Source organism: Caballeronia sp. LZ034LL, assembly GCF_031451215.1.
Lineage (GTDB): Bacteria > Pseudomonadota > Gammaproteobacteria > Burkholderiales > Burkholderiaceae > Caballeronia.
This window is the reverse complement of sequence record NZ_JARUXR010000002.1, coordinates 50,174-70,834: the sequence shown is the minus strand read 5'-3', so window position 1 is coordinate 70,834 and position 20,661 is coordinate 50,174. Positions and strand designations below refer to the sequence as shown.

Here is a 20,661-nt window from a genome sequence, read left to right as displayed (position 1 = left end):
CTGATGATGGATGAGAGGGTGCTATCCAATCTAGTCAGCTCTGTTCGTCGCGCGGTCCCGTTTTCCGGAGTAACGCATGCAGCGGCGGCGCGTGCATCGGAAAGTGCGGATTTCGGGACTTTCCAGAGTCCCGAAAAACAATGTTTTCGACGCACAATGAAATAAAAACGCAAGCGACACATATAAAGCAGGAGACAGCGTGACATCGAATCAATCGAATGCCGCCGCCGTGCGCGCGTTCCGCGTGCTCGAAACCCTGGCGGAAGCGAACCGTCCTTTATCAATGACCGAACTGGTCGATGCGCTCGGCCTGCCGAAGCAGACCGTGCATCGCATCCTCGTGCAGCTGATGGACGCGTGGCTCGTTACGCGCGGCGCCAGCGACAGGCTTTATGAATGCTCGCCACGGGTGCGCACGCTCGCCATCAACGTGCTGATGCACGCGGGGCCTGCTGCGGCGCGGCATGCGTTGCTCGAACAACTCGTCACGCGGGTCGGCGAGACCTGCAACCTGACGATGCTCGCGGGTAACGACGTCGTGTATGTGGATCGCGTGGAGACCGGCTGGCCGCTGCGCATGCACTTGCAGCCGGGTTCACATGTGCCGCTGCATTGCTCGGCGAGCGGCAAGCTGCTGCTGAGCTTCCTGCCGAAGGAACGGCGCGAGCGCATGATCGAGCGCCTGCCGCTGCGGTCTTACTCGGAACGCACCATCACCGACCGCGACGTGCTGCGCCGTGAGCTCGCCTTGACGCGCCGCCGCATGCTGGCCATCAACAACCAGGAGCATTTGCAGGGGCTGGTCGCGATTGCGGTGCCGGTGATGCTGGACCGCAATCGCGCATGCGCCGCGATCGCGATCCAGGCGCCGGTAGGACGCGTCGCGCTCGATCAGCTGCTTGCCTTCGAGCCCGACCTGCGCCGCACGGCTGAAGAAACCGCACGGACTTTCAGGGAAGAATGAAGCGCTTCAACGTTCGGCGGTTTGCAGATGCTGCGCTGCGTGCTCGTCGGCGTGCGCCTCGACCTCGTTGCGGCCGCGCTTGAACACGAAGTAGGCGACGATCAGGATGCCCAGACTCACGACGCCGAGCCACAGCGGCTTGCGTTGATCCGGGATGAACGCCATGGCGATGAGAATCGCGAGCATGCCGACGATGGCGAGCCAGGTGAGATAGGGAAATCCCCACATGCGTATGCGCAGGTCGTTCGCCTCGAAGCTCGTCATGCGGCTGCGCAGCCGCAGTTGCGAAAACGCGATCAGCAGGTACACGAAGATCGCGACCGTGCCGTACGAGTTGACGAGGAACGCGAACACCGTATCCGGCGATACATACGACATCACCACCGATACATAGCCGAACACCGTGCCCAGCAGGATGGCGCGGGTCGGAACGCCGCGCTTGTTGACCTTCGCGAGTCCGAGCGGCGCATCGCCATGACGCGTCAGTGCGAACAGCATCCGCGACGCCGCGTACAGACCCGAATTCAGCGCCGACAGCACCGCCGTCAGCACGATGGCGTTCATCACGTTCGCGGCAGCCGGCATGCCCATGACTTCGAGCGCGCTGACATAGGGCGTGGCCATCTGATGCGAATTCCACGGCACCAGCGCGACCACGAGCGCCACCGATCCCACATAGAACACGAGCACGCGCGTGATGACCGAATTGGTTGCCTTCGCAACTGCCTTGGCCGGCTCCTTCGCTTCCGCCGCCGCGATCGTCACGATCTCCGCGCCGAAGTAGAAGCCTGTCGCGGCCACCGCGCCTGTCAGCACCGGTCCGATACCCTTCGGCATGAAGCCGCCGTGCCCGAGGAAAGTCGTAGCGACGTCGGTGGTATGCATCGAGGCGGGCCACAGGCCGCACACATAGAGGCCGCCGAGGAACAGGAACACGATGATCGCGCCGACCTTGATCGACGAGAACCAGAACTCGAACTCGCCATAGCTGCCGACCGAGATGAGATTGGTCAGCGTGAGCACGACCAGCAGCACGAGACTGATGATCCACGCGGGCACGTCGGGGATCCAGAACTGCACGAGCTTGGCCCCGGCCACCGCTTCCAGCGCGATCACGATGACCCAGAAATACCAGTACATCCAGCCGGTGAGGAAGCCGGCCATCTTGCCGGGCCCGCGTTCCGTCCTGAAGGCGAGCCGCGCGTATTCATAGAACGAGCCGACGGCCGGCATCGCGCAGGCCATTTCGCCCAGCATGCGCATCACGAGCACCACGAGCACGCCCGTGATGAGAAAAGAAAGAATCGCGGCGGGTCCGGCCTGCTGGATCACCACGCCGCTGCCGACGAAAAGTCCGGCGCCAATGACGCCTCCCAACGCGATCATCGTCATGTGGCGCTGCTTGAGGCCACACTTGAGATCGCCCTTGTCCGTACTCGATTGCATCTCGTCTCCTGATTTGCTGTGTTCTGCCTGAGTCAAATCCCGCCTCGCCGGCCGATACGTTGTCGAATGGTCGAGGCGTTTCCCTGCGTCACGCGATGCCGGTTTCCCTCATGCTTCAGAGGGCGGGGCGGTCCTTGCGGAAGGCGTTCTTCACCGCGATCTTGCCGTTGCTGAAGGTGAAGACATCCACCATGCGCGCCTCGATGCGCGAGCCGTCCGCTTTCGTGCCGCGAAACGTCGATTCCGACACGCCGCGCTCGCCGCTGACGAAATGCTCGCCTTCTTCCCACGAGGCATCGGGGCAGGTTTCCCAGGCGAGCGTGAAGCCCTTGCGCACTTCGTCGCGGCCGCTGAAGGTGCGGCCCAGCACGTCGGGGCCGGCCACGCCGTGAAACTCGCAGCGCTCGGCCATGCAGTCCATCAGTGCGTCGATGTCGTGGCGGTTCCAGGCATCGTTGAAGGTCTCCAGCAGGCGAAGATAGTCGTGGTTCGTCTCAGTGCTCATGTATCGCTCTTGTCCATAGGTTCGAAAGGGTTAGCGCTTCTCGTCCTGCGCCAGGTACTTGTGATACAGAAAGCGTTGCCCGACCCGGCGGAACGGCGCAAAGCCCTTCCAGCGCACCATGTTCAGCACGTTCGGGTATTCGAGCGCGGATTCGTAGATCGGCAGGGAATCGCGGCTGTGCTGCCACTTGCCGGCCACGCGCTCCGCGAGGCGGCGCCCCGCGTGCGCCGAGAACGACACGCCGTTGCCGCCATAGCCCACCGCATAGAACAGGCTCTGTTGCGGATCGGGCTGCGCGACGCGCGGCATCATGTCGTGGCTCACGTCCACCCAACCCCACCACGAATAATCGACACGTATGCCGCGCAAGGCCGGGAACTTGCGATGCAGCCCTTCCACGAGCACCTCCATGTGCCGGGGATTGGCGGCGTCGGCGCCGGTGATGGCGCTGCGGCTGCCGATCTGCAAGCGGTCGTCCGGCAACAGACGGTAGTAGAAACGCAGGGTGCGCGTGTCGGTGATGACTTCGCGCGTCCTGAAGCGGGTTGCCTCGAGTTCCTCTTTCGTCAGCGGGCGCGTGACCAGCGAGTTCGACAGGATCGGCATGATCTTCGCGTTCAACGCGCGATGCATGTCGTTGCGCGTATAGCCGCCAGTCGCGAACGCCACGGCCTTGGCGCGGATCACGCCGCGCGGGGTGCGCACGTGATGCACGCCGCGAATCGTTTGAACGTCCAGCACCGGCGTGCCCGGATGCACCTTCACGCCCAATGAGCGCGCCATGCGCAGATAGCCGAACGCCAGCTTGAGCGGATGCACGCCGATGCCGTCCGGTTCATGCAGCGCGCCGCAGCTTTCCTGGTCGTCGACATAGGATTGCGCCACTTCCTGTGCGTCGAGCATGCGTGCGTCGTAGCCGAAGACATCGCGCATCACCTTGCATTCGTTGCTGAGAAACTCCAGCTTGCGTTCGCGATGCGCGATATACAGATGGCCGCCCGGCTGCGGATCGCACGCGAATTCGCTCACCAGCTTGCGGAAGGTGTCGAAGCCTTCGCGGATCTCCGCATCGAGCTTCAGCGCTGTCTGCTTGCCCCAGCGCTCGATCCACTGCGAACGGTAGAGCCGCCCGCTCGCGTTCTGGCCTTGCCCGCCATTGCGGCTCGTGCAGCCCCACGCGGTGCGGTTCGCATCGACGACGGTGGCGCGGATGCCATGTTCACGCGCAAGGAACAGCGCCGTGGACAGCCCGGTAAAGCCGGCGCCGACGATCAGCACGTCCACGTCTGCATCGCCGGGCAAGGGACCGTCGTCCTCGGGCGGCGTGCCCGCCGTGGCGACCCAGTAGGTGGGCGCATAGTCCATGGCCTCGCGCTTCATCGGCGAGACGAGCGGGTCGTAGAGTGGATCGTATGGGGCGCACGCGCCACCCTGGGCCGGCGCAACGAATTCGAGAGTAGCCACCGATAACTCCTTGGAAAGTGGCTTCATACTGCCCCGAACCCCGTGCGCGGCTTAGTGCCAGCCAAAAACCTTCGTTGGTGCCAGGGGACGGGCCGGACAGCGGGCTTGCTGGACCTAGCGATTGCCCTGCTCTGGCACTACGAGCAGCCATTTTTGTCTGGTCATACTGCACCGGATTCCTTCCTCTTCCGCGCGCTGCAAGCCCTGCGCGGGCCAATGATCATACGGAGTAGACGATGCTCAAAGTCTTGATCGGACTCGGATTGCCGTTTGTCGGCGTGATCGGCATGCTGCCGTGGGCGGCATCGAACGATATTTATGTGTTCGGCATTCCGTTTATTTATGCGTGGATTTTCGGCTGGTTCATAGCGACATCGGTCTGCCTGCAACTCTGCTGGGTCCTGTTCGACAAAAAAACGGAACGGCGCGAAGCGCGCGGCGCATAAGGAGAGAACCGACATGGCTTCCACCGTATTTCTCGGCTTCATCGCGCTGTCCATCTGGCTCGCCTTGCGTGCAGGCAAGGGGCGCGGCGGGCAAAGCGTGCATGACTTCTTCGTTGCGTCGCGGCAGTTCGGCGCGTGGCTGGTGTTCTTTCTCGCTGCGGGCGAGATCTACAGCATCGGCACGATGGTGGGCTTTCCCGGCGGCATCTACGCCAAGGGACCGACTTATGGCGTCTGGTTCCTGGGCTACATCCTGCTTGCCTACCCGATCGGCTATTTCATCGGCCCGAAGATCTGGGAAGCGGGCCAGCGCCACAACGCCATCACGCTGCCCGATCTCTTCAAGGGCCACTTCAGCAGCCGTGCGCTCGAATTGATCGTCGCCGTTTCGTCTCTGGTGTTCCTGCTGCCCTGGGGACAGCTGCAATTCACGGGTCTCGTCGCGGCATTGAAAGGGCTGGGATGGAATCTGAACCCGGTCTTCCTCATCATGATCTCGGCGCTGCTCGCGTTCACGTACATCGCCATCGCGGGCGTGCGGGCGTCGGCGTACATTGCGATTCTCAAAGACCTGCTGATGGTGGCCGCCATCGTCATCACGGGGCTGGCCGTGGCATGGGAAGCCGGCGTCGAACCCGTGTTCAGGGCCGCCAGCCAGCATGTGTCGAATGCGATGAGCGCGCATCAGCTGACCTTTTCCATGAGCACGATGCTGTTCCAATCGCTTGGCTTCTATGTCATGCCCTTCGCGATCCAGAACTTCTTCACCGCGAAGAGCGGCAACACCATTCGCCGCTCGCAAGTGGTCATGCCGCTGTACATGCTGATGTATCCGTTCCTCGTGGTGGCGTCGTACTACGCGATTGCGCAGAACGTGCCGCTCGGCTCGCCCAACGAAGCGTTCTTCACCGCGGTCGTGCATCTGCTGCCGTCGTGGCTTGTCGGACTGGTCGCGGCGGGTGCTTCGCTGTCGGGCCTGCTCGTGCTCGCGGGCATCTGTCTCGCCATCGGCCCGGTGGTCACGCGCAACCTGCTGCCCAACATGCCCGAGACGCGCCAGAAGGCGAGCGCCAAGGTGGTAATCGGTCTGTATCTGCTGCTGTCCATCGGCATGACGCTCGCGACGCCGAACCTGATGCTCACGCTCATCAACATGACCTACTACGGCGTCACGCAGTTCTTTCCCGGCGTGATCGCGATCATCTTCGGCCTGCGCGTCGGCGCACGCGCTATCGCGTCAGGCATGCTCGTGGGACAGGTGCTCGCGGTCGTCCTGTATGTGCTGCATGTCGATATCGCCGGCCTGAATCTCGGCCTCATCTGCCTGGCCGTCAACGTGCTGGTGGTGTTCCTCGCGAATCCGAGCGCAGGCCGCAAGCACGTCCACGCCGATCTGATCCACTCGAACGACTCATGACCCAGAACTCAATCGAAAGCCAGGCGGTGAAGGTGTTCGCCGCCCGCAAGATCCTGACCATGAACCCGCGCCAGCCGGTCGCGACGCACGTTGCGATCCGCGAAGGCAGGATTCTCTCCGTCGGCACGCTGGACGAAACCCGTCAGTGGACCGACGCCGAACCCGACACGACCTTCGCCGACAAGGTGCTGATGCCCGGTCTCGTCGAAGGCCATTCGCACCTGATGGAAGGCGCGATGTGGAGCGCGGTTTATGTCGGCTACTACGAGCGGCGCGGTCCCGACGGCACGCGCTGGCCGGGCCTGCAATCGCTCGATGCGGTGATCGCGCGCTTGCAGGAAGCGGAACGCGCGCTCGACAGCACGGACGCGCCGCTGCTCGCCTGGGGTTTCGATCCGATCTTCTTCGGCAGCGAGCGGCTGACCGTGACGCAGCTCGACAAGGTATCGGCCACGCGGCCCGTCGCTGTCCTGCATGCAAGCGTGCATCTGATGAACGTGAATTCGCCGATGCTCGCGCTCGCGGGCATCGACGAAGACACCGATGTCGACGGCATCGTGAAGGACAAGGGCGGCCGCCCGACCGGCGAACTGCAGGAGTTCGCGGCCATGTTCCCGGTGTATCGCGTGATCGGGCCGAAGCTCTCGATCTCCGCGAGCGACAATCCTGAAGCGATCCGCGCCTTCGGCAAGGTCGCGCAGCTCGCGGGCGTGACCACCGCCACCGACCTGCTCAACGACCTCTCCGACACGGGCATGCGCAATCTCGTCGAAGTGACGCGCGATGCGCGCTTCCCGATCCGCCTGGTGCCCGCGTTCAGTCCGCAGCGCAATCCGGAAGGCGGCCCGGACCGCGTGCTCGAAGCAATGAAACTCAACGCCGACAAGCTGCGTTTCGGTCCGGTGAAATTCATCGTCGATGGTTCGATACAAGGCTATACCGCGCGCCTGCGCTGGCCGGGTTATGTGAACGGCCATGCCAACGGCCTGTGGCTGATTCCGCCCGAGCAGTTCGTCGAGACCTTCCTGCCCTACCATCTCGCCGGCCTGCAAATGCATATCCACACGAACGGCGACGAGGCCACCGAGCTCGTGCTGGATGCCATCGAAACCATTCTCGCGCGGCATCCGCGCCCGGATCATCGGCATACGCTGCAGCATTGCCAGATGGCCGATGCGCGGCAACTCGAGCGCGCCGCGCGTCTTGGCATGTGCGTGAATTTTTTCTCGAACCATATCTACTACTGGGGCGATGCGCACTACGCGCAGACCATGGGCGCCGATCGCGCGAACCGCATGAACGCGGCCGCCACGGCTCAATCGCTCGGCATCACGTTCGGCATACATTCGGATGCGCCGATCACGCAGCTCAACCCGCTCTTCACGGCGTGGTGCGCGGTGCAGCGCAAGACGGCCTCGGGCCGTGTGCTCGGCGAAACAGAATGTTTGAGCGTGCCTGACGCGTTGCGCGCGATCACGCTCGGCGCGGCGCATACGATCGGCATGGATGATGCGATCGGCAGCATCGAGGTGGGCAAGTTCGCGGACTTCGCGGTGCTCGATGAAGATCCGCACGAGGTGCCTGCCGAGCGTCTCGGTCAGCTGCGTGTGTGGGGCACGATTCTCGGCGGACGTGTGTTCGAGGCGCCGGCATGAAGCCGCCCATTCCGCTGGCCGTCATTGGCGGCTATCTCGGCGCGGGCAAGACCACGATGATCAACGCGCTGCTGACCAACACCGAAGGCCGCCGCGTCACGGTGCTGGTCAACGATTTCGGCGCGATCAACATCGACGCCGCTTTGATCCGCGAGCGCAGCGACGACGTCATCGGTCTGGAGAACGGCTGCGTATGCTGTTCGATCGGCGGGAAGCTGATGGAGACCTTGATCGAGATCAGCGCGCGCGAGACGCGGCCTGATCTGCTCGTGATCGAAGCGAGCGGCGTGTCGGACCCGTTGCGCATCGCGCAGGTCGGCATGCTGGATCGAGCGTTTCGTTTGCAAGGTATCGTGGTGGCCGTGGATGCGCAGCGTATCGATGAAACGCTGGCCAATGTGTATGTGGGCGAGATGGCGCGACGGCAGATCGAGACGGCGACGGCCATCGTGCTGACCAAGGCCGATCTGCTCGATGACGAACTCGCGCAACATGCGCGAGCACGGGTGCAGGAGATAGCGCACACGCGCATCGTGTTCGACGGCGATCAGGGTAAGGTGCCCGGCGCGCTGTTTTTCAGCGATACGGCGGCATCGGTTCCACGCGGACTGTCGCGATCCATCGTGCCGCTGCATCAACTTCCGGCTGGCTTGCAGAGCGTGACCTTCCGTTCGAATGAGCGCTTCGACAGGCGCAAGCTCAAGGCCGCGTGCCTGTCCTTCTCCAGCAAGCTATTGCGCGCCAAGGGCTTCGCCCGCCTCGACGACGGCTCGTGCATCGAGCTTCATGTCGTCGGCGCGCGCTGGCATGCCACGCCATGCCGAGACGTTGCGCATACGGAGATCGTCTTCATCGGCATGATCGACGACGAAGACATCCAGCGCGCGTTAGCTGCTGCTCCTGCGCCGCGCGCCGAGCCAGCCTGCGAGCTTCGCGAAGAGTGTCATGTCGGGCGCCACGGATAGATCCACGCCGAAGCTGTGCCTATAGTACGGGCTCAGATCGAGTCCGACACCGAGCCCCAGCACCTCCACACCCTGCAACGCCTCATGACGCTCGACCACTTCGCGCAGGTGCTGGTCGAGATAGTGGGCATCGTTCGCTTGCGCGGTCGCGCTGTCCATCGGGCTGCCATCCGACACGACGACCAGGATGCGCCGCGGCTCGTTACGCGCGAGCAAGCGCCCGCACGCCCAGTCCACCGCCTCGCCGTCGATGCCTTCGCGAAACAGCTCCGCCTTGAACAGCGCGGCGATGTCACCGCGCGCGGCACGCCATCCCGCATCGGCTTCCTTGAAGATCATGTGGCACGCTTCGTTGAGCCGACCCGGCGTGCGTGGACGTCCTTGCGCCAGCCAGTCCAGCTTCGCGCGCCCGCCGTTCCATGCGCCCGTGGTGAAGCCCAGCACTTCAGTGGTGACGCCTGCCATGCCGAGCGCACGCACGAGCACGTCGATCATCACCGCGACCGGTTCGATACTGGCCTTCATCGAACCCGAGCAGTCGATCAGGAAGCTCACCGCGCAATCCGCCGTGGGCGTGTCACGTTCGCGCCTGAACACGCGTCGCTCGGCCGGTGAAGCGATCACCTGCGCCAGACGCCTTCCGTCGATGCGCCCTTCCTCTTCGCCGAACGACCAGCCGTCGCGATGCGGCACGGCAATGGCCGCCTGCAACATGCGCGCGAGGCGCGCCACGTTGATGTGGCGTGCGGCGATGAGGTCGTCGAGACGCTCGCGGTATTCGCGCAGCAACGCGGCGCGGATCAACGCGGCGGGATGGATGGTCTTGTCGTAGCGCGTCGTGAAGATGCGATAGCCGTCGCCCGACGCATCGCGCGCGCTGCTGGCGCCGCTCGCGGCCAGCGCGAGCCGTTCCGCCTCGCCCTCTTCGTCGTCGATGTCGAACCAGGTGCCGAGCATCGTGCGCGCGGCGTCTTCCTCGTTGTCGTCGGTTGAAGCGTGATTCTCGACGAAGGCATGACGCACGTCGCGCACCATCTCGCCGATGCGGTTCGCAATGGCAAGGGCATGGTTCGCATAAGCGCGCTGATCGGCACAGTCACGCCGCAATCCCGCCAATGCCACGCCTAGCAGAGGCGCGAGCGCCGCACGTGTAGCCTCGATCAGCCCTTCGGTCTGTTCGAGCACCGCTTGGCCTGAGAGACGCGACTCGGCGATTTGCGCAACCGTATAGATCAGCAGACCGATATCACTGTCCAGCAAGCCGCCTTCGTAGCACGCCAGCGACCACGTTTCGAAGCGATGCCGCACGTTGCGCCGCACGCCTGCCATTCCGTCCGGCACGCGCGCTTCGCAGCGCAGTTGTTCGAGCAGGTCGAAGACCATGCGGGCGACCGGTTCTTCCGGTGCAAGACTGTCATGCAGTGCCGCATCCGAATACACGATGCGCAGCGCCGATGCATCCGCCGCGCCGCGTGTGGAATCGAGATCGTCCGCTTCCCGGGCCTCGCCGCGCAGATGCGGTGCGTGCAGCGCCACCGGCCGCAGATGCCTGAAGAGACGTCCGCCGCGATAGTGCAGCGTGCCGTCGCCGGTCAGCGCGCGCACGGTCGCCGCGCACAGCGCGTCGCGTCGCGTGAGTTCGCGCGCGTCGTTTCGTACCGCGTTCATTTGCTGCGCTCGTCGTGCCACTGCGACGGCGTTTCCAGTTCCTCGCCGAACGCGCGCTGAAAATATTCCGCGACAACCGGCCTTTCCGCTTCGTCGCATTTGTTCAGGAAAGTGAGACGCAACGCGAGCTTCACGTCGTGGAACAGCTCGCAGTTCTCCGCCCAGTTGATGACGGTGCGCGGCGACATCAGCGTGGACAGGTCGCCGGCCTGGAAGCCGCGCCGCGTCAGGCCCGCCATGCTCACCATCGAAGCGACGAGCGTGCGCCCCCGGTCGTTGTCGAGTTGCGGCACGCGCGCGAGCACGATGCGCGTTTCTTCATCGCGCGACAGGTAGTCGAGCGTCGCGACCACGTTCCAGCGGTCGATCTGCGCGTGGTTGAGCATCTGGGTGCCGTGGTACATCCCGTTCAGGTTGCCGAGACCCACGGTATTCGTCGTCGCGAACAAACGGAAAAAAGGATGCGGCTGGATCACGCGATTCTGATCGAGCAGCGTGAAGCTGCCCTCGCGTTCCAGAATCCGCTGGATCACGAACATCACGTCGGGACGGCCCGCGTCGTATTCGTCGAAGACCAGCGCCACCGGCCGCTGCAACGCCCAGGGCACGATGCCTTCCTGAAACTCGGTGACCTGCACGTCGTCACGGACCACGATTGCATCCTTGCCGACCAGATCGAGCCGGCTCACGTGACCGTCGAGATTGACGCGCATGCACGGCCAGTTGAGGCGCGCCGCGACTTGTTCGATATGCGTGGACTTGCCCGTGCCGTGCAGGCCTTGCACCATCACGCGCCGGTTGAACGCGAATCCCGCGAGAATCGCAAGCGTGACCTCGGGATTGAACCGGTACGCATGATCGATTTCCGGAACATGCGGATCACGGCCGCTGAACGCGGGCACCAGCAGGTCCCAATCGATGCCGAACAGCGCGCGCACCGGCACGCGCTGATCCGGTTCTTCCATCCACGTGTCGCGCATCATGATGCCTGCCTCCGTGCTTGCCGCCGTTTTCGAGCGACCATCTTAGCTTCAATTGTTTTTCGGAACAAATCATTTCGTTTATTTAAAGACATTTGGCCGATGGCGGCGGGACTGAGGCCCCATTTACAATAATGTCGAACGAAATCAAACGGAAAACGCCGATGGACAAGCCCGACACGCCCACGCTGCGCGCCTTCGCGCTGCTCGAATATCTCGTGCAGGCGGGCAATCCCGTGTCGCTCACGGACATGGCCGAGGACATGGGCATGCCCAAGCCTTCGCTGCATCGCATGCTGGCTTCGCTCGAGGCGGGCGGTCTGGTTATCCGCGAGCCGGGCGACCGGAATGCCTATGTCGTGGGTCCGCGTCTGGCGCAACTGGGTCTCAGCGTGATGACGCACGCGGGCGCTCGGCGTCTGCGTCATGCCATTCTCACGCGGCTCGTTGCCGATCTCGGCGAAACCTGCAATCTCACGATGCTGCACGAGAACGAGGTGCTGTATCTGGACCGCGTCGAGGCGCCGTGGCCGCTGCGGCTGGACCTCAGGCCTGGATCGCACGTGCCGGTGTGGTGCAGCGCCAGCGGCAAGCTGCTGCTCGCCATGCTGCCGCGCGAGGAGCGCAACGCGCTGGTGCGCGCCATGAAACTCGAGCGCTTCACGGCCAACACCATCACGGATACCGAGATGCTCGAAGCGGAACTCGACCGCACCGCGAGGAAGGGCGTCGCAATCGACAACGAGGAATTCGTGCAGGGCATCGTGTGCGCGGCGGCGCCCATCGTCGACACATATGGCTCGTGTATCGCGGCTATCGCGGTGCATGCGCCGGTCTCCCGCTCGCCGCTTTCGCGTGTGCTGGAGATGCTGCCGCGCCTGAAGGAAGCCGCCGAGGACCTGAAGAAGACGTTCTGATAGCGTCGAAGTTCCAAATAAAAACGCAACCGTACGTTCCGAAAAATGTAGCGCCCGACGCTGGAACCGGCGTAAAGTACCCGTAATCCGAAACCATTCGTTCCGATTCCGGTTCATGCGCGACGTCACTCATCTCGATCCCGCCGACCTCGCCGGCGACGAAGCACGGACGCTTCGTCCGCTCGCGGTGCTCGAACAACTCGCCTCCGCTGGCCAGCCGTACACGCTGTCCCAGCTTGCCGCCCGCGTGCGGATTCCCAAAGCCACGCTGCTGCGCCTCGTCGAGGCGCTGGAATCGCAGGGCTACGTCACCCACATGCCGGATTCACGCGGCACCGACCGCGGCATCGCACTCGGTCCACGCGCTGCCCAGCTCGCACTGGCGACGCTCGCCAACAACTCGTTCACGCGCGGGTGCCGGTCGCTGCTGCGCTCGCTCGTCGACGTGATCGGCGAGAGTTGCAACCTCACCGCGCTGGACGGAGATACCGTGCTTTATATCGAGCGCGTCGAAACGCCCGAGCCGCTGCGCCTGCACATGCAGGCCGGCATGCGCGTGCCTCTGCACTGCACCGCCAGCGGCAAGCTGTTCCTGTCGCACATGACGCTTGTCGAACGCCGCCAGATACTCGGCCGCCTCACGCTGACACGAAGAACCCATCGCACGCTCACGGACCCGGCGTTGCTCGAGGCCGAACTCGACCGGCTCGCCGCACGGGGCCTCGGTATCGACAACGAGGAGTTCGTGCTTGGCATGGTGGCCGTGGCGGTTCCCATCACGGACGCTGCCACGGGGCGCGTGCTGGCCTGCCTTGCCGCCCATGCGCCGACCGCGCGCGCCAATCTCAACGATCTGCTGAAAGCCGTGCCGCAACTCCGCGAGACGGCCGAGAAACTGGCGACGCTGATCGATACGTCCGAAGGCCTGACGCTCATGGCGCGGCAGCGCCAGGCTGCGCGCTAGCCGATTCCGCACCCTGCAGAACCCCGCCGCACAACGCGCGCGGCGCCGGATGAATTTATTCGTTGCAACGCGTTCTGATTTTTTTAGAGACGATTCATTCCATTTATTTGAAAAACCGGTTGACGTCCCGATCGACCAGTCCTACGATGTCTCCACGATACACATTCCGGAACTAGACGTTCCGTTTTTTCATTCGGAGACATCTCATGAGCGAGCACGACCAAGCCCGTCCTTCCAAGACCACCGCCGCAGCAGCCGCGGCCCCGAGCGGTCCGCAGGCGATGACCCCCTCTGAAGCCTTCGTCGAAACGCTCGCTGCCAACGGCGTAACGGAAATGTTCGGCATCATGGGATCGGCCTTCATGGACGCGATGGACATCTTCGCGCCGGCCGGCATCCGCCTGATTCCGGTCGTGCACGAGCAAGGCGCCGGTCACATGGCCGATGGCTATTCGCGCGTGTCGGGCCGTCACGGCGTCGTGATCGGCCAGAACGGCCCGGGCATCAGCAACTGTGTGACGGCCATCGCGGCGGCCTACTGGGCGCATAGCCCGGTTGTGATCGTTACGCCGGAAGCCGGAACGATGGGTATCGGTCTCGGCGGCTTCCAGGAAGCCAAGCAACTGCCGATGTTCCAGGAATTCACCAAGTACCAGGGCCACGTGACGCATCCGGCACGCATGGCCGAATACACCGCGCGCTGCTTCGATCGCGCGATGTCCGAGATGGGACCGACCCAGCTCAACATTCCGCGTGACTACTTCTATGGCGAGGTGAAGGTCGAGATTCCGAAGCCGCAGCGCCTCGATCGCGGCCCCGGCGGAGACCAGAGCCTCAACGAAGCAGCGGATCTGCTGGCCGAAGCCAAATTCCCGGTGATCATTTCGGGCGGCGGCGTGGTGATGTCCGACGCCATCGAGGAATGCAAGGCGCTGGCCGAACGCCTCGGCGCACCGGTGGTGAACAGCTACCTGCACAACGACTCGTTCCCGGCCAAGCATCCGCTGTGGTGCGGCCCGCTCGGCTATCAAGGATCGAAGGCCGCGATGAAGCTGCTGAGCCAGGCCGATGTCGTGATCGCACTGGGCTCGCGCCTCGGACCGTTCGGCACGCTGCCGCAGCACGGTCTCGATTACTGGCCGAAGGAAGCCAAGGTCATCCAGATCGATGCGGACCACAAGATGCTCGGTCTCGTGAAGAAGATTTCCGTCGGCATCTGCGGCGATGCGAAGGCCAGCGCGATTGCGCTCACGCAGCGCCTCGCGGACCGCAAGCTCGCCTCGGACGCGACGAAGGAAGCCCGCGCGAAGACCATCGCCGATGAAAAGGCCGCCTGGGAGAAGGAACTCGACGAGTGGACCCACGAACGCGATGCCTACAGCCTCGACATGATCGAGGAACAGAAGGGCGAGAAGCCGTTCAGCGGCGGCCAGTTCCTGCATCCGCGCCAGGTGCTGCGCGAACTCGAGAAGGCGATGCCCGATGACGTGATGGTCTCGACCGACATCGGCAACATCAACTCGGTGGCCAACAGCTATCTGCGCTTCAACCAGCCGCGCAGCTTCTTCGCGGCGATGAGCTGGGGCAACTGCGGCTATGCGTTCCCCACGATCATCGGTGCGAAGGTCGCGGCGCCGCATCGTCCGGCCGTGTCGTATGCGGGCGATGGCGCATGGGGCATGAGCCTGATGGAAACCATGACCTGCGTGCGCCATAACATTCCGGTGACGGCTGTCGTGTTCCATAACCGCCAGTGGGGCGCGGAGAAGAAGAATCAGGTGGACTTCTACAACCGCCGCTTCGTCGCGGGCGAGCTCGACAACCAGAGCTTCGCCGAGATCGCGAAGGCGATGGGTGCGGAAGGCATCGTCGTCGACAAGCTGGAGGACGTGGGCCCGGCGCTCAAGAAGGCCATCGACATGCAGATGAATCACGGCAAGACGACGATCATCGAGATCATGTGCACGCGCGAACTCGGCGACCCCTTCCGTCGCGACGCGCTCTCCAAGCCGGTGCGCATGCTCGACAAGTACAAGGATTACGTCTAAGTCCTGCGTCACGCCGCTCTGCGCCAACGGAGCGGCGTTTTTCTTTTGCATCTCACCGAGCGCCCCCATGAAAGCCATGCATCGCATCATCGATCAGGCTCGCGACCTGCCGATGCGCATCGTGCTCTCCGAAGCCGAGGACCCGCGCGTGTTGCAGGCCGCGCAGCGCGCGCATCGGGAAGGCATCGCGCGCATCGTGCTGGTCGGTGCGAGATCGCGGGCGCATCAGGTCGCCGATGAAGCGAACATCGATCTCGACGGCATCGAGCTGATCGATCCGCGCGAATCGCCGCTGACGCAGCGCTTTGCGGAAACGTTGTTCGCCTTGCGCGAAAAGAAAGGCATGACGGCCGATGCCGCGCGCGCCGCCGTGCTCGATCCGCTGTGCTTCGCCAACCTGATGGTGCGGCTGGGCGAAGCAGACGGGTCCGTGTCCGGCGCGGTCAACACGACCGCCGACGTGGTGCGCAACGCCATCCAGATCATCGGCGTGCGGCCTTCATTCAAGCTCGTGTCGAGCTTCTTCTTGATGATGCTGTGCGAGCCCTTCCATACGATGAAAGGCGGCCTGATTTTCTCGGACTGCGCGCTCGTCGTGCAGCCGGACGCTGAACAGCTCGCCGAAATCGCCATGGCCGCCGCCGACAGCGCGCGCAGCCTGTTGATGGAAGACCCGCGCGTCGCGATGCTGTCGTTCTCCACCAGCGGCAGCGCGCATCATGCGGCCGTGGACAAAGTCATCGAGGCGACCCGGCTGGTGCAGGAAGCGCGCCCCGGCCTCGCTATCGACGGCGACGTGCAGCTCGATGCCGCGATCGTCGCCGAGATCGCCATGCGCAAGGTGCACCACTCGCGCGTCGAGGGACATGCGAACACGCTGATCTTCCCGAGTCTCGAAGCGGGCAACATCGGCTACAAGCTGGCTGAGCGGATCGGCGGCGCGAAGGCCATCGGTCCGCTGCTGCAAGGGCTTGCGAAGCCCGCCAACGACCTCTCGCGCGGCTGCAGCGCCGACGACATCTATTACGTGATCGCGGTCACCTGCGTGCAGGCGCAGGCCGCGCGGCACGCGACGACGTGAGGCCGCATGGATACCCGAGTCGACACCGGCACGCCCGGCCTGACTGAAGCGGCGGACAGCGCCGCGCTCAACGACACCCCTCCCCACGCGCGCGCCGAGACGCCGACGCTGCGCGCCTTCAGCGTGCTCGAACATCTGGTCGCCGCACGAGGCGCGCTGTCGCTCGCGGACCTGGCGAATGCACTCGACCAGCCCAAGGCTTCGCTGCACCGCATGTTGCAATCGCTGGAAGCGGGCGGCTTCGTTGCGCGCGAGCCGGGTCAGAAGAACGCGTATGTGGTCGGGCCGCGGCTCGAACAACTGGGCGTCGATGTGATGATGCACAGCGGCGCGCGCCGCCAGCGCCACGCGATCCTGCAACGTCTCGTCGCCGATCTCGGCGAGACCTGCAACCTGAGCATGCTGCACGACACCGAAGTGCTCTATCTCGACCGCTGCGAGTCCACCTGGGCGCTGCGGCTCGAACTCAAGCCCGGCTCGCACGTGCCCGCGCATTGCAGTGCGAGCGGCAAGCTGCTGCTCGCCACGATGCCGCGTGAAGAACGCGCCGCGCTGATTCGCGCGATGCGGCTGGAACGCTTCACGCCCAACACCCTCGACGAACCCAATCTGCTCGAAGCCGAACTGGATCGCATCGCCCATAAAGGCATTGCCGTCGATAACGAGGAGTTCGTGCCGGGCATCGCCTGCGTCGCCGTGCCGGTGCTCGATTCGCGCGGCAAGAGCATCGCCGCGATCGCGGTGCATGGACCCGTGTCGCGCATGAGCCTGGCGCGCGCACTCACCTTCGTTCCGCGTCTGCGGGAAGCGGCAAGCGAGCTGTCCGCTACTTTCTGATGCGCCGCATCATCGCTTCTTTTCGGAATTCCAAGCAATAAAAAACGGCTCCGGGAGAACCCGAAGAGCCTCATTTTTTTGAATCGGAATCGGCACTTTCCGTTTCACTTTCGCGATCTCGCGCGCTTTTCTCTTGGCATCGCCCGCTGCTTCTTCCACATTCAACGTACAGAAACGAAACGCTTCGTTCCAGAAGAAGACTCCAGGAGACAAGTCTCATGCAGCAGGAAGTCGATTACGTCATCGTCGGAGCGGGCTCGGCAGGCTGCGTCCTCGCCAATCGCCTGAGCGCCGATCCGTCCAACACCGTGCTGTTGCTCGAAGCCGGCGGACCCGATGCGAATCCGTGGATTCATATTCCCGTCGGCTACTTCAAGACGATGCACAACCCCGAACTGGACTGGTGCTACCGCACCGAGCCGGACCAGGCGGTTGCCGGGCGCAGCATCGACTGGCCGCGCGGCAAGGTGCTGGGCGGCTGCAGTTCGCTGAACGGACTGCTGTATGTGCGCGGCCAGCGCGAGGACTATGATCGCTGGGCGGAACTAGGCAACGCGGGCTGGAGCTATCGCGACGTCCTGCCCTACTTCAGGAAATCAGAGGATCAGGAGCACGGCGCGAACGAATATCACGGCGTGGGCGGCCCGCTGAAGGTCTCGGACCTGCGCCTGCGCCGTCCTATCGCCGATCACTTCATTGCGGCGGCGCAGGAGACCGGCATCCCCTTCAACGACGACTACAACGGCGCCACTCAGGAAGGCGTCGGCTACTTCCAGCAGACGGCCTACAAGGGCTTGCGCTGGAGCACGGCGAAAGGCTTTCTCAAGCCCGTGCGCGACCGGCGGAACCTGATCGTCCAGACGCGGGCGCAAACCCGCAAGGTGCTCTTCAAGGGCCGTGAGGCGGTCGGCATCGAATATATGCATGAAGGCGCGGTGAAGACGGTACGCGCGCGCGTCGAGGTGATTCTTGCCGCCGGGGCCATCGGTACGCCGCAGATCCTGCAGAACTCGGGCGTCGGCCCCGCCGATGTCCTGGACCGCGCCGGCGTACAGGTACGTCATGCGCTGCCGGGCGTCGGCCGGAACCTGCAGGATCATCTGCAAGTGCGGCTCGTCTTCAAGACCCGCGAGCGCACCCTGAACGACGAAGTCAACAACCCGCTGAAGAAAGCGCTCATCGGTCTGCAATATGCGTTCTCGCGCACCGGTCCGCTGACGCTCGCAGCCAGTCAGGTCGTGATCTTCACGCGCACGTCGCCCGATCTCACGCGTCCCGACATCCAGTTCCACATGCAGCCGCTTTCCGCCGACAAACCGGGCGAAGGCGCGCATCCGTTTTCGGCGTTCACGTCGTCGGTATGTCAGTTGCGGCCTTATAGCCGAGGCAGTGTCGAGATCCGTTCGAACGATCCGCTGCAATATCCGGCCATCCATGCCAACTACCTGTCCGACGAACGCGATCATCCGGTGGTCATCGGCGGCATCAAGGTGGCGCGCCGGATCGCCGCCGCGCCTGCGCTCGCCAAACATATCGTGTCGGAGTTCATACCCGGCGCGGCCTATCAGACCGATGCCGACCTGCTCGAAGTCGCACGCAAGTTCAGCCAGTCCATCTATCACCCGGCAGGCACCTGCAAGATGGGCAGCGATGCGCAGGCGGTAGTGGACGAACGCCTGAAGGTGCGCGGCATCGGACGGCTGCGCGTGGTGGATGCGTCGATCATGCCGGAGCTCGTATCGGGCAACACGAATGCGCCCGTCATCATGATCGCCGAGAAGGCAGCCGACATGATTCTCGAAGACCAGCGTTATCAGCGCGTCACGCACGTGGAGGAAGCACCTGGCGGCGTCGTCGAGACGCCCATGGCCCATGCAGGACAGAGAGACTGAACACAAGTCTCGAACACACGCAGACACACGGAGACAACCATGAATGCACTGCCCCGAACCGATGGCAAGCAGATGAGGAAAGTCGTCGTCGCCAGTCTCATCGGCGCGACGATCGAGTGGTACGACTTCTTTCTATACGGTGTCGTCGCCGGCATCGTCTTCAACAAGCTGTACTTCCCGAGCGGCGATCCGCTCATTTCGACGATGCTGGCCTACGGCACCTTCGCGGTCGGCTTCCTGAGCCGTCCGCTGGGCGGCGTGATCTTCGGGCACTTCGGCGACCGCATCGGCAGAAAGAGCATGCTGGTGATGACGCTGACGATCATGGGCGTCGCCACCGTGCTGATCGGCATGGTGCCCACGTATGCGCAGATCGGCATCTGGGCGCCCACGTTGCTGCTGCTGTTGCGCGTGCTGCAAGGCATCGGGCTCGGCGGCGAATGGGGCGGCGCGGTGCTGATGGCCTTCGAATATGCGCCTGAAAACAAGCGCGGCTTCTATGCGAGCATTCCGCAGATCGGTCTGGCGCTCGGGCTGTGCATTTCGTCCGGCGTGGTCGCGCTGCTCTCGCTCACGCTCACCGATGCGCAGTTCCTCGCATGGGGCTGGCGTCTTGCGTTCTTCCTGTCCTTCGCGCTCGTTCTGATCGGCATGTATATCCGCCTGAACGTCATGGAGACGCCGGAGTTCGCACGCATCCAGAAGACCGGTGGCGAAGCGCGCATGCCGATTCTCGAAGTGCTCACGAAGTATCCGGGCAACACGCTCGCCGGCATGGGCGCACGCTTCATCGACGGTGTGTTTTTCAACGTGTTCGGCGTGTTCTCGATCTCGTATCTCACCGGCACGCTGCATCTTGCGCGCACGGATGCGCTGCTCGGCGTGATGGTGGCCGCCTTCGTGATGATCTTCACCATACCGCTGTTCGGAAGGCTCTCGGATCGCGTGGGCCGCGCGCGCATCTACTTCTGGGGCTCGCTTGCCACCGGCCTGTCCGCCTTCCTCGGCTTCTGGCTGATGAAGAACAGCGGCGGCAACGTGATGATCGCGTGGCTGGCCGTGGTGATCCCGCTGGGCGTCGTGTATGCATCCATCTACGGCCCCGAGGCCGCGCTCTTCTCGGAACTGTTCGACGCCAACGTGCGCTACTCCGGCATCTCCTTCGTCTATCAGTTCTCGGGCATCTTCGCGAGCGGCATCAGCCCGATCATCGCGACATGGCTCCTGCAACGCAATGGCGGCGACCCGTGGATGATCGCGTGCTATTGCCTCGCCGCCGGCATTGTCAGCGCGTTGTCGGCCGCGTGGGTCGGCATGCGGCAGCGCCGTTCGCTGGCATTCTCCGCGACCTGAACGCGCTGTATCGAAGCATCTCGCACGCCGCCGCGCCGATCCTCCGGCGCGGCGGCTTT

Annotated in this window: 18 protein-coding genes; 12 read left to right on the top strand and 6 right to left on the bottom strand. The window is 63.9% G+C overall.

The window, feature by feature from the left end; all coding sequences use genetic code 11:
* Window positions 1-199: 199 nt before the first annotated feature.
* Window positions 200-964, top strand: coding sequence for an IclR family transcriptional regulator (locus tag QCE83_RS14730; protein WP_309811956.1), 765 nt, complete (start codon window positions 200-202; stop codon window positions 962-964).
* A 6-nt stretch (window positions 965-970) separates the two neighbouring features.
* Here the strand turns inward: QCE83_RS14730 and QCE83_RS14725 are convergent, their stop codons facing one another.
* The 3 genes from QCE83_RS14725 to QCE83_RS14715 all read right to left on the bottom strand — a co-directional run bounded on the left by QCE83_RS14725 (window position 971) and on the right by QCE83_RS14715 (window position 4,295).
* A complete protein-coding gene (locus QCE83_RS14725; protein WP_309811954.1) occupies window positions 971-2,410 on the bottom strand; it encodes an amino acid permease in 1,440 nt (479 codons plus the stop codon).
* A gap of 115 nt (window positions 2,411-2,525) precedes the next feature.
* Window positions 2,526-2,915, bottom strand: coding sequence for a nuclear transport factor 2 family protein (locus tag QCE83_RS14720; protein WP_309811952.1), 390 nt, complete (start codon window positions 2,913-2,915; stop codon window positions 2,526-2,528).
* 30 nt (window positions 2,916-2,945) lie between these two features.
* Complete coding sequence (locus QCE83_RS14715) at window positions 2,946-4,295, bottom strand: FAD-binding oxidoreductase (protein WP_309815366.1); 1,350 nt, start codon at window positions 4,293-4,295, stop codon at window positions 2,946-2,948.
* Between the two features lie 320 nt (window positions 4,296-4,615).
* Here QCE83_RS14715 and QCE83_RS14710 point away from each other — a divergent pair, with 320 nt between their 5' ends.
* The 4 genes from QCE83_RS14710 to QCE83_RS14695 are packed head-to-tail and all read left to right on the top strand — an operon-like array spanning window position 4,616 to window position 8,862.
* Window positions 4,616-4,825, top strand: a complete 210-nt coding sequence (locus QCE83_RS14710) for a DUF3311 domain-containing protein (RefSeq protein ID WP_309811950.1) — start codon at window positions 4,616-4,618, stop codon at window positions 4,823-4,825.
* A gap of 13 nt (window positions 4,826-4,838) precedes the next feature.
* A complete protein-coding gene (locus QCE83_RS14705) occupies window positions 4,839-6,242 on the top strand; it encodes a sodium:solute symporter family protein (RefSeq protein WP_309811948.1) in 1,404 nt (467 codons plus the stop codon).
* On the top strand, window positions 6,239-7,897 hold the full coding sequence (locus QCE83_RS14700; protein ID WP_309811946.1) for an amidohydrolase: 1,659 nt from the start codon (window positions 6,239-6,241) through the stop codon (window positions 7,895-7,897). The genes QCE83_RS14705 and QCE83_RS14700 overlap by 4 nt, the downstream gene beginning before the upstream one ends.
* On the top strand, window positions 7,894-8,862 hold the full coding sequence (locus tag QCE83_RS14695) for a GTP-binding protein (protein WP_309811944.1): 969 nt from the start codon (window positions 7,894-7,896) through the stop codon (window positions 8,860-8,862). The genes QCE83_RS14700 and QCE83_RS14695 overlap by 4 nt, the downstream gene beginning before the upstream one ends.
* Here the strand turns inward: QCE83_RS14695 and QCE83_RS14690 are convergent.
* Window positions 8,785-10,530 (bottom strand): cobaltochelatase CobT-related protein, encoded by a 1,746-nt coding sequence (locus QCE83_RS14690; protein WP_309811942.1) that lies wholly within the window; start codon window positions 10,528-10,530, stop codon window positions 8,785-8,787. The two genes, QCE83_RS14695 and QCE83_RS14690, sit on opposite strands and share 78 nt — an antisense overlap.
* On the bottom strand, window positions 10,527-11,513 hold the full coding sequence (locus QCE83_RS14685) for an AAA family ATPase (RefSeq protein ID WP_309811940.1): 987 nt from the start codon (window positions 11,511-11,513) through the stop codon (window positions 10,527-10,529). The genes QCE83_RS14690 and QCE83_RS14685 overlap by 4 nt, the downstream gene beginning before the upstream one ends.
* 161 nt (window positions 11,514-11,674) lie before the next feature.
* Here QCE83_RS14685 and QCE83_RS14680 point away from each other — a divergent pair, with 161 nt between their 5' ends.
* The 5 genes from QCE83_RS14680 to QCE83_RS14660 all read left to right on the top strand — a co-directional run bounded on the left by QCE83_RS14680 (window position 11,675) and on the right by QCE83_RS14660 (window position 17,357).
* Entirely contained in the window at window positions 11,675-12,427 is a 753-nt protein-coding gene (locus QCE83_RS14680; protein WP_309811938.1) for an IclR family transcriptional regulator, read from the top strand.
* Window positions 12,428-12,542: 115 nt separating this feature from the next.
* Complete coding sequence (locus QCE83_RS14675) at window positions 12,543-13,391, top strand: IclR family transcriptional regulator (protein WP_309811937.1); 849 nt, start codon at window positions 12,543-12,545, stop codon at window positions 13,389-13,391.
* A 206-nt stretch (window positions 13,392-13,597) separates the two neighbouring features.
* Window positions 13,598-15,439, top strand: a complete 1,842-nt coding sequence (xsc, locus tag QCE83_RS14670) for a sulfoacetaldehyde acetyltransferase (RefSeq protein ID WP_309811935.1) — start codon at window positions 13,598-13,600, stop codon at window positions 15,437-15,439.
* A gap of 67 nt (window positions 15,440-15,506) precedes the next feature.
* Window positions 15,507-16,520 carry a phosphate acetyltransferase gene (gene pta / locus QCE83_RS14665; protein ID WP_309811933.1) on the top strand — a complete coding sequence of 338 codons (1,014 nt, stop codon included), beginning with the start codon at window positions 15,507-15,509 and terminating at the stop codon, window positions 16,518-16,520.
* Window positions 16,521-16,526: 6 nt separating this feature from the next.
* Entirely contained in the window at window positions 16,527-17,357 is an 831-nt protein-coding gene (locus QCE83_RS14660; protein WP_309811930.1) for an IclR family transcriptional regulator, read from the top strand.
* Window positions 17,358-17,366: 9 nt separating this feature from the next.
* Here QCE83_RS14660 and QCE83_RS14655 read toward each other — a convergent pair whose 3' ends face one another.
* Window positions 17,367-17,570 (bottom strand): hypothetical protein, encoded by a 204-nt coding sequence (locus QCE83_RS14655; protein ID WP_309811925.1) that lies wholly within the window; start codon window positions 17,568-17,570, stop codon window positions 17,367-17,369.
* Window positions 17,571-17,575: 5 nt separating this feature from the next.
* On the opposite strand from QCE83_RS14655, the gene QCE83_RS14650 reads away from it, so the two are divergent.
* Window positions 17,576-19,249 carry a choline dehydrogenase gene (locus QCE83_RS14650; protein ID WP_309811922.1) on the top strand — a complete coding sequence of 558 codons (1,674 nt, stop codon included), beginning with the start codon at window positions 17,576-17,578 and terminating at the stop codon, window positions 19,247-19,249.
* A 39-nt stretch (window positions 19,250-19,288) separates the two neighbouring features.
* Window positions 19,289-20,602: an MFS transporter gene (locus QCE83_RS14645; protein WP_309811920.1), complete on the top strand. Its 1,314-nt coding sequence runs from the start codon at window positions 19,289-19,291 to the stop codon at window positions 20,600-20,602.
* Window positions 20,603-20,661 lie beyond the last annotated feature (59 nt).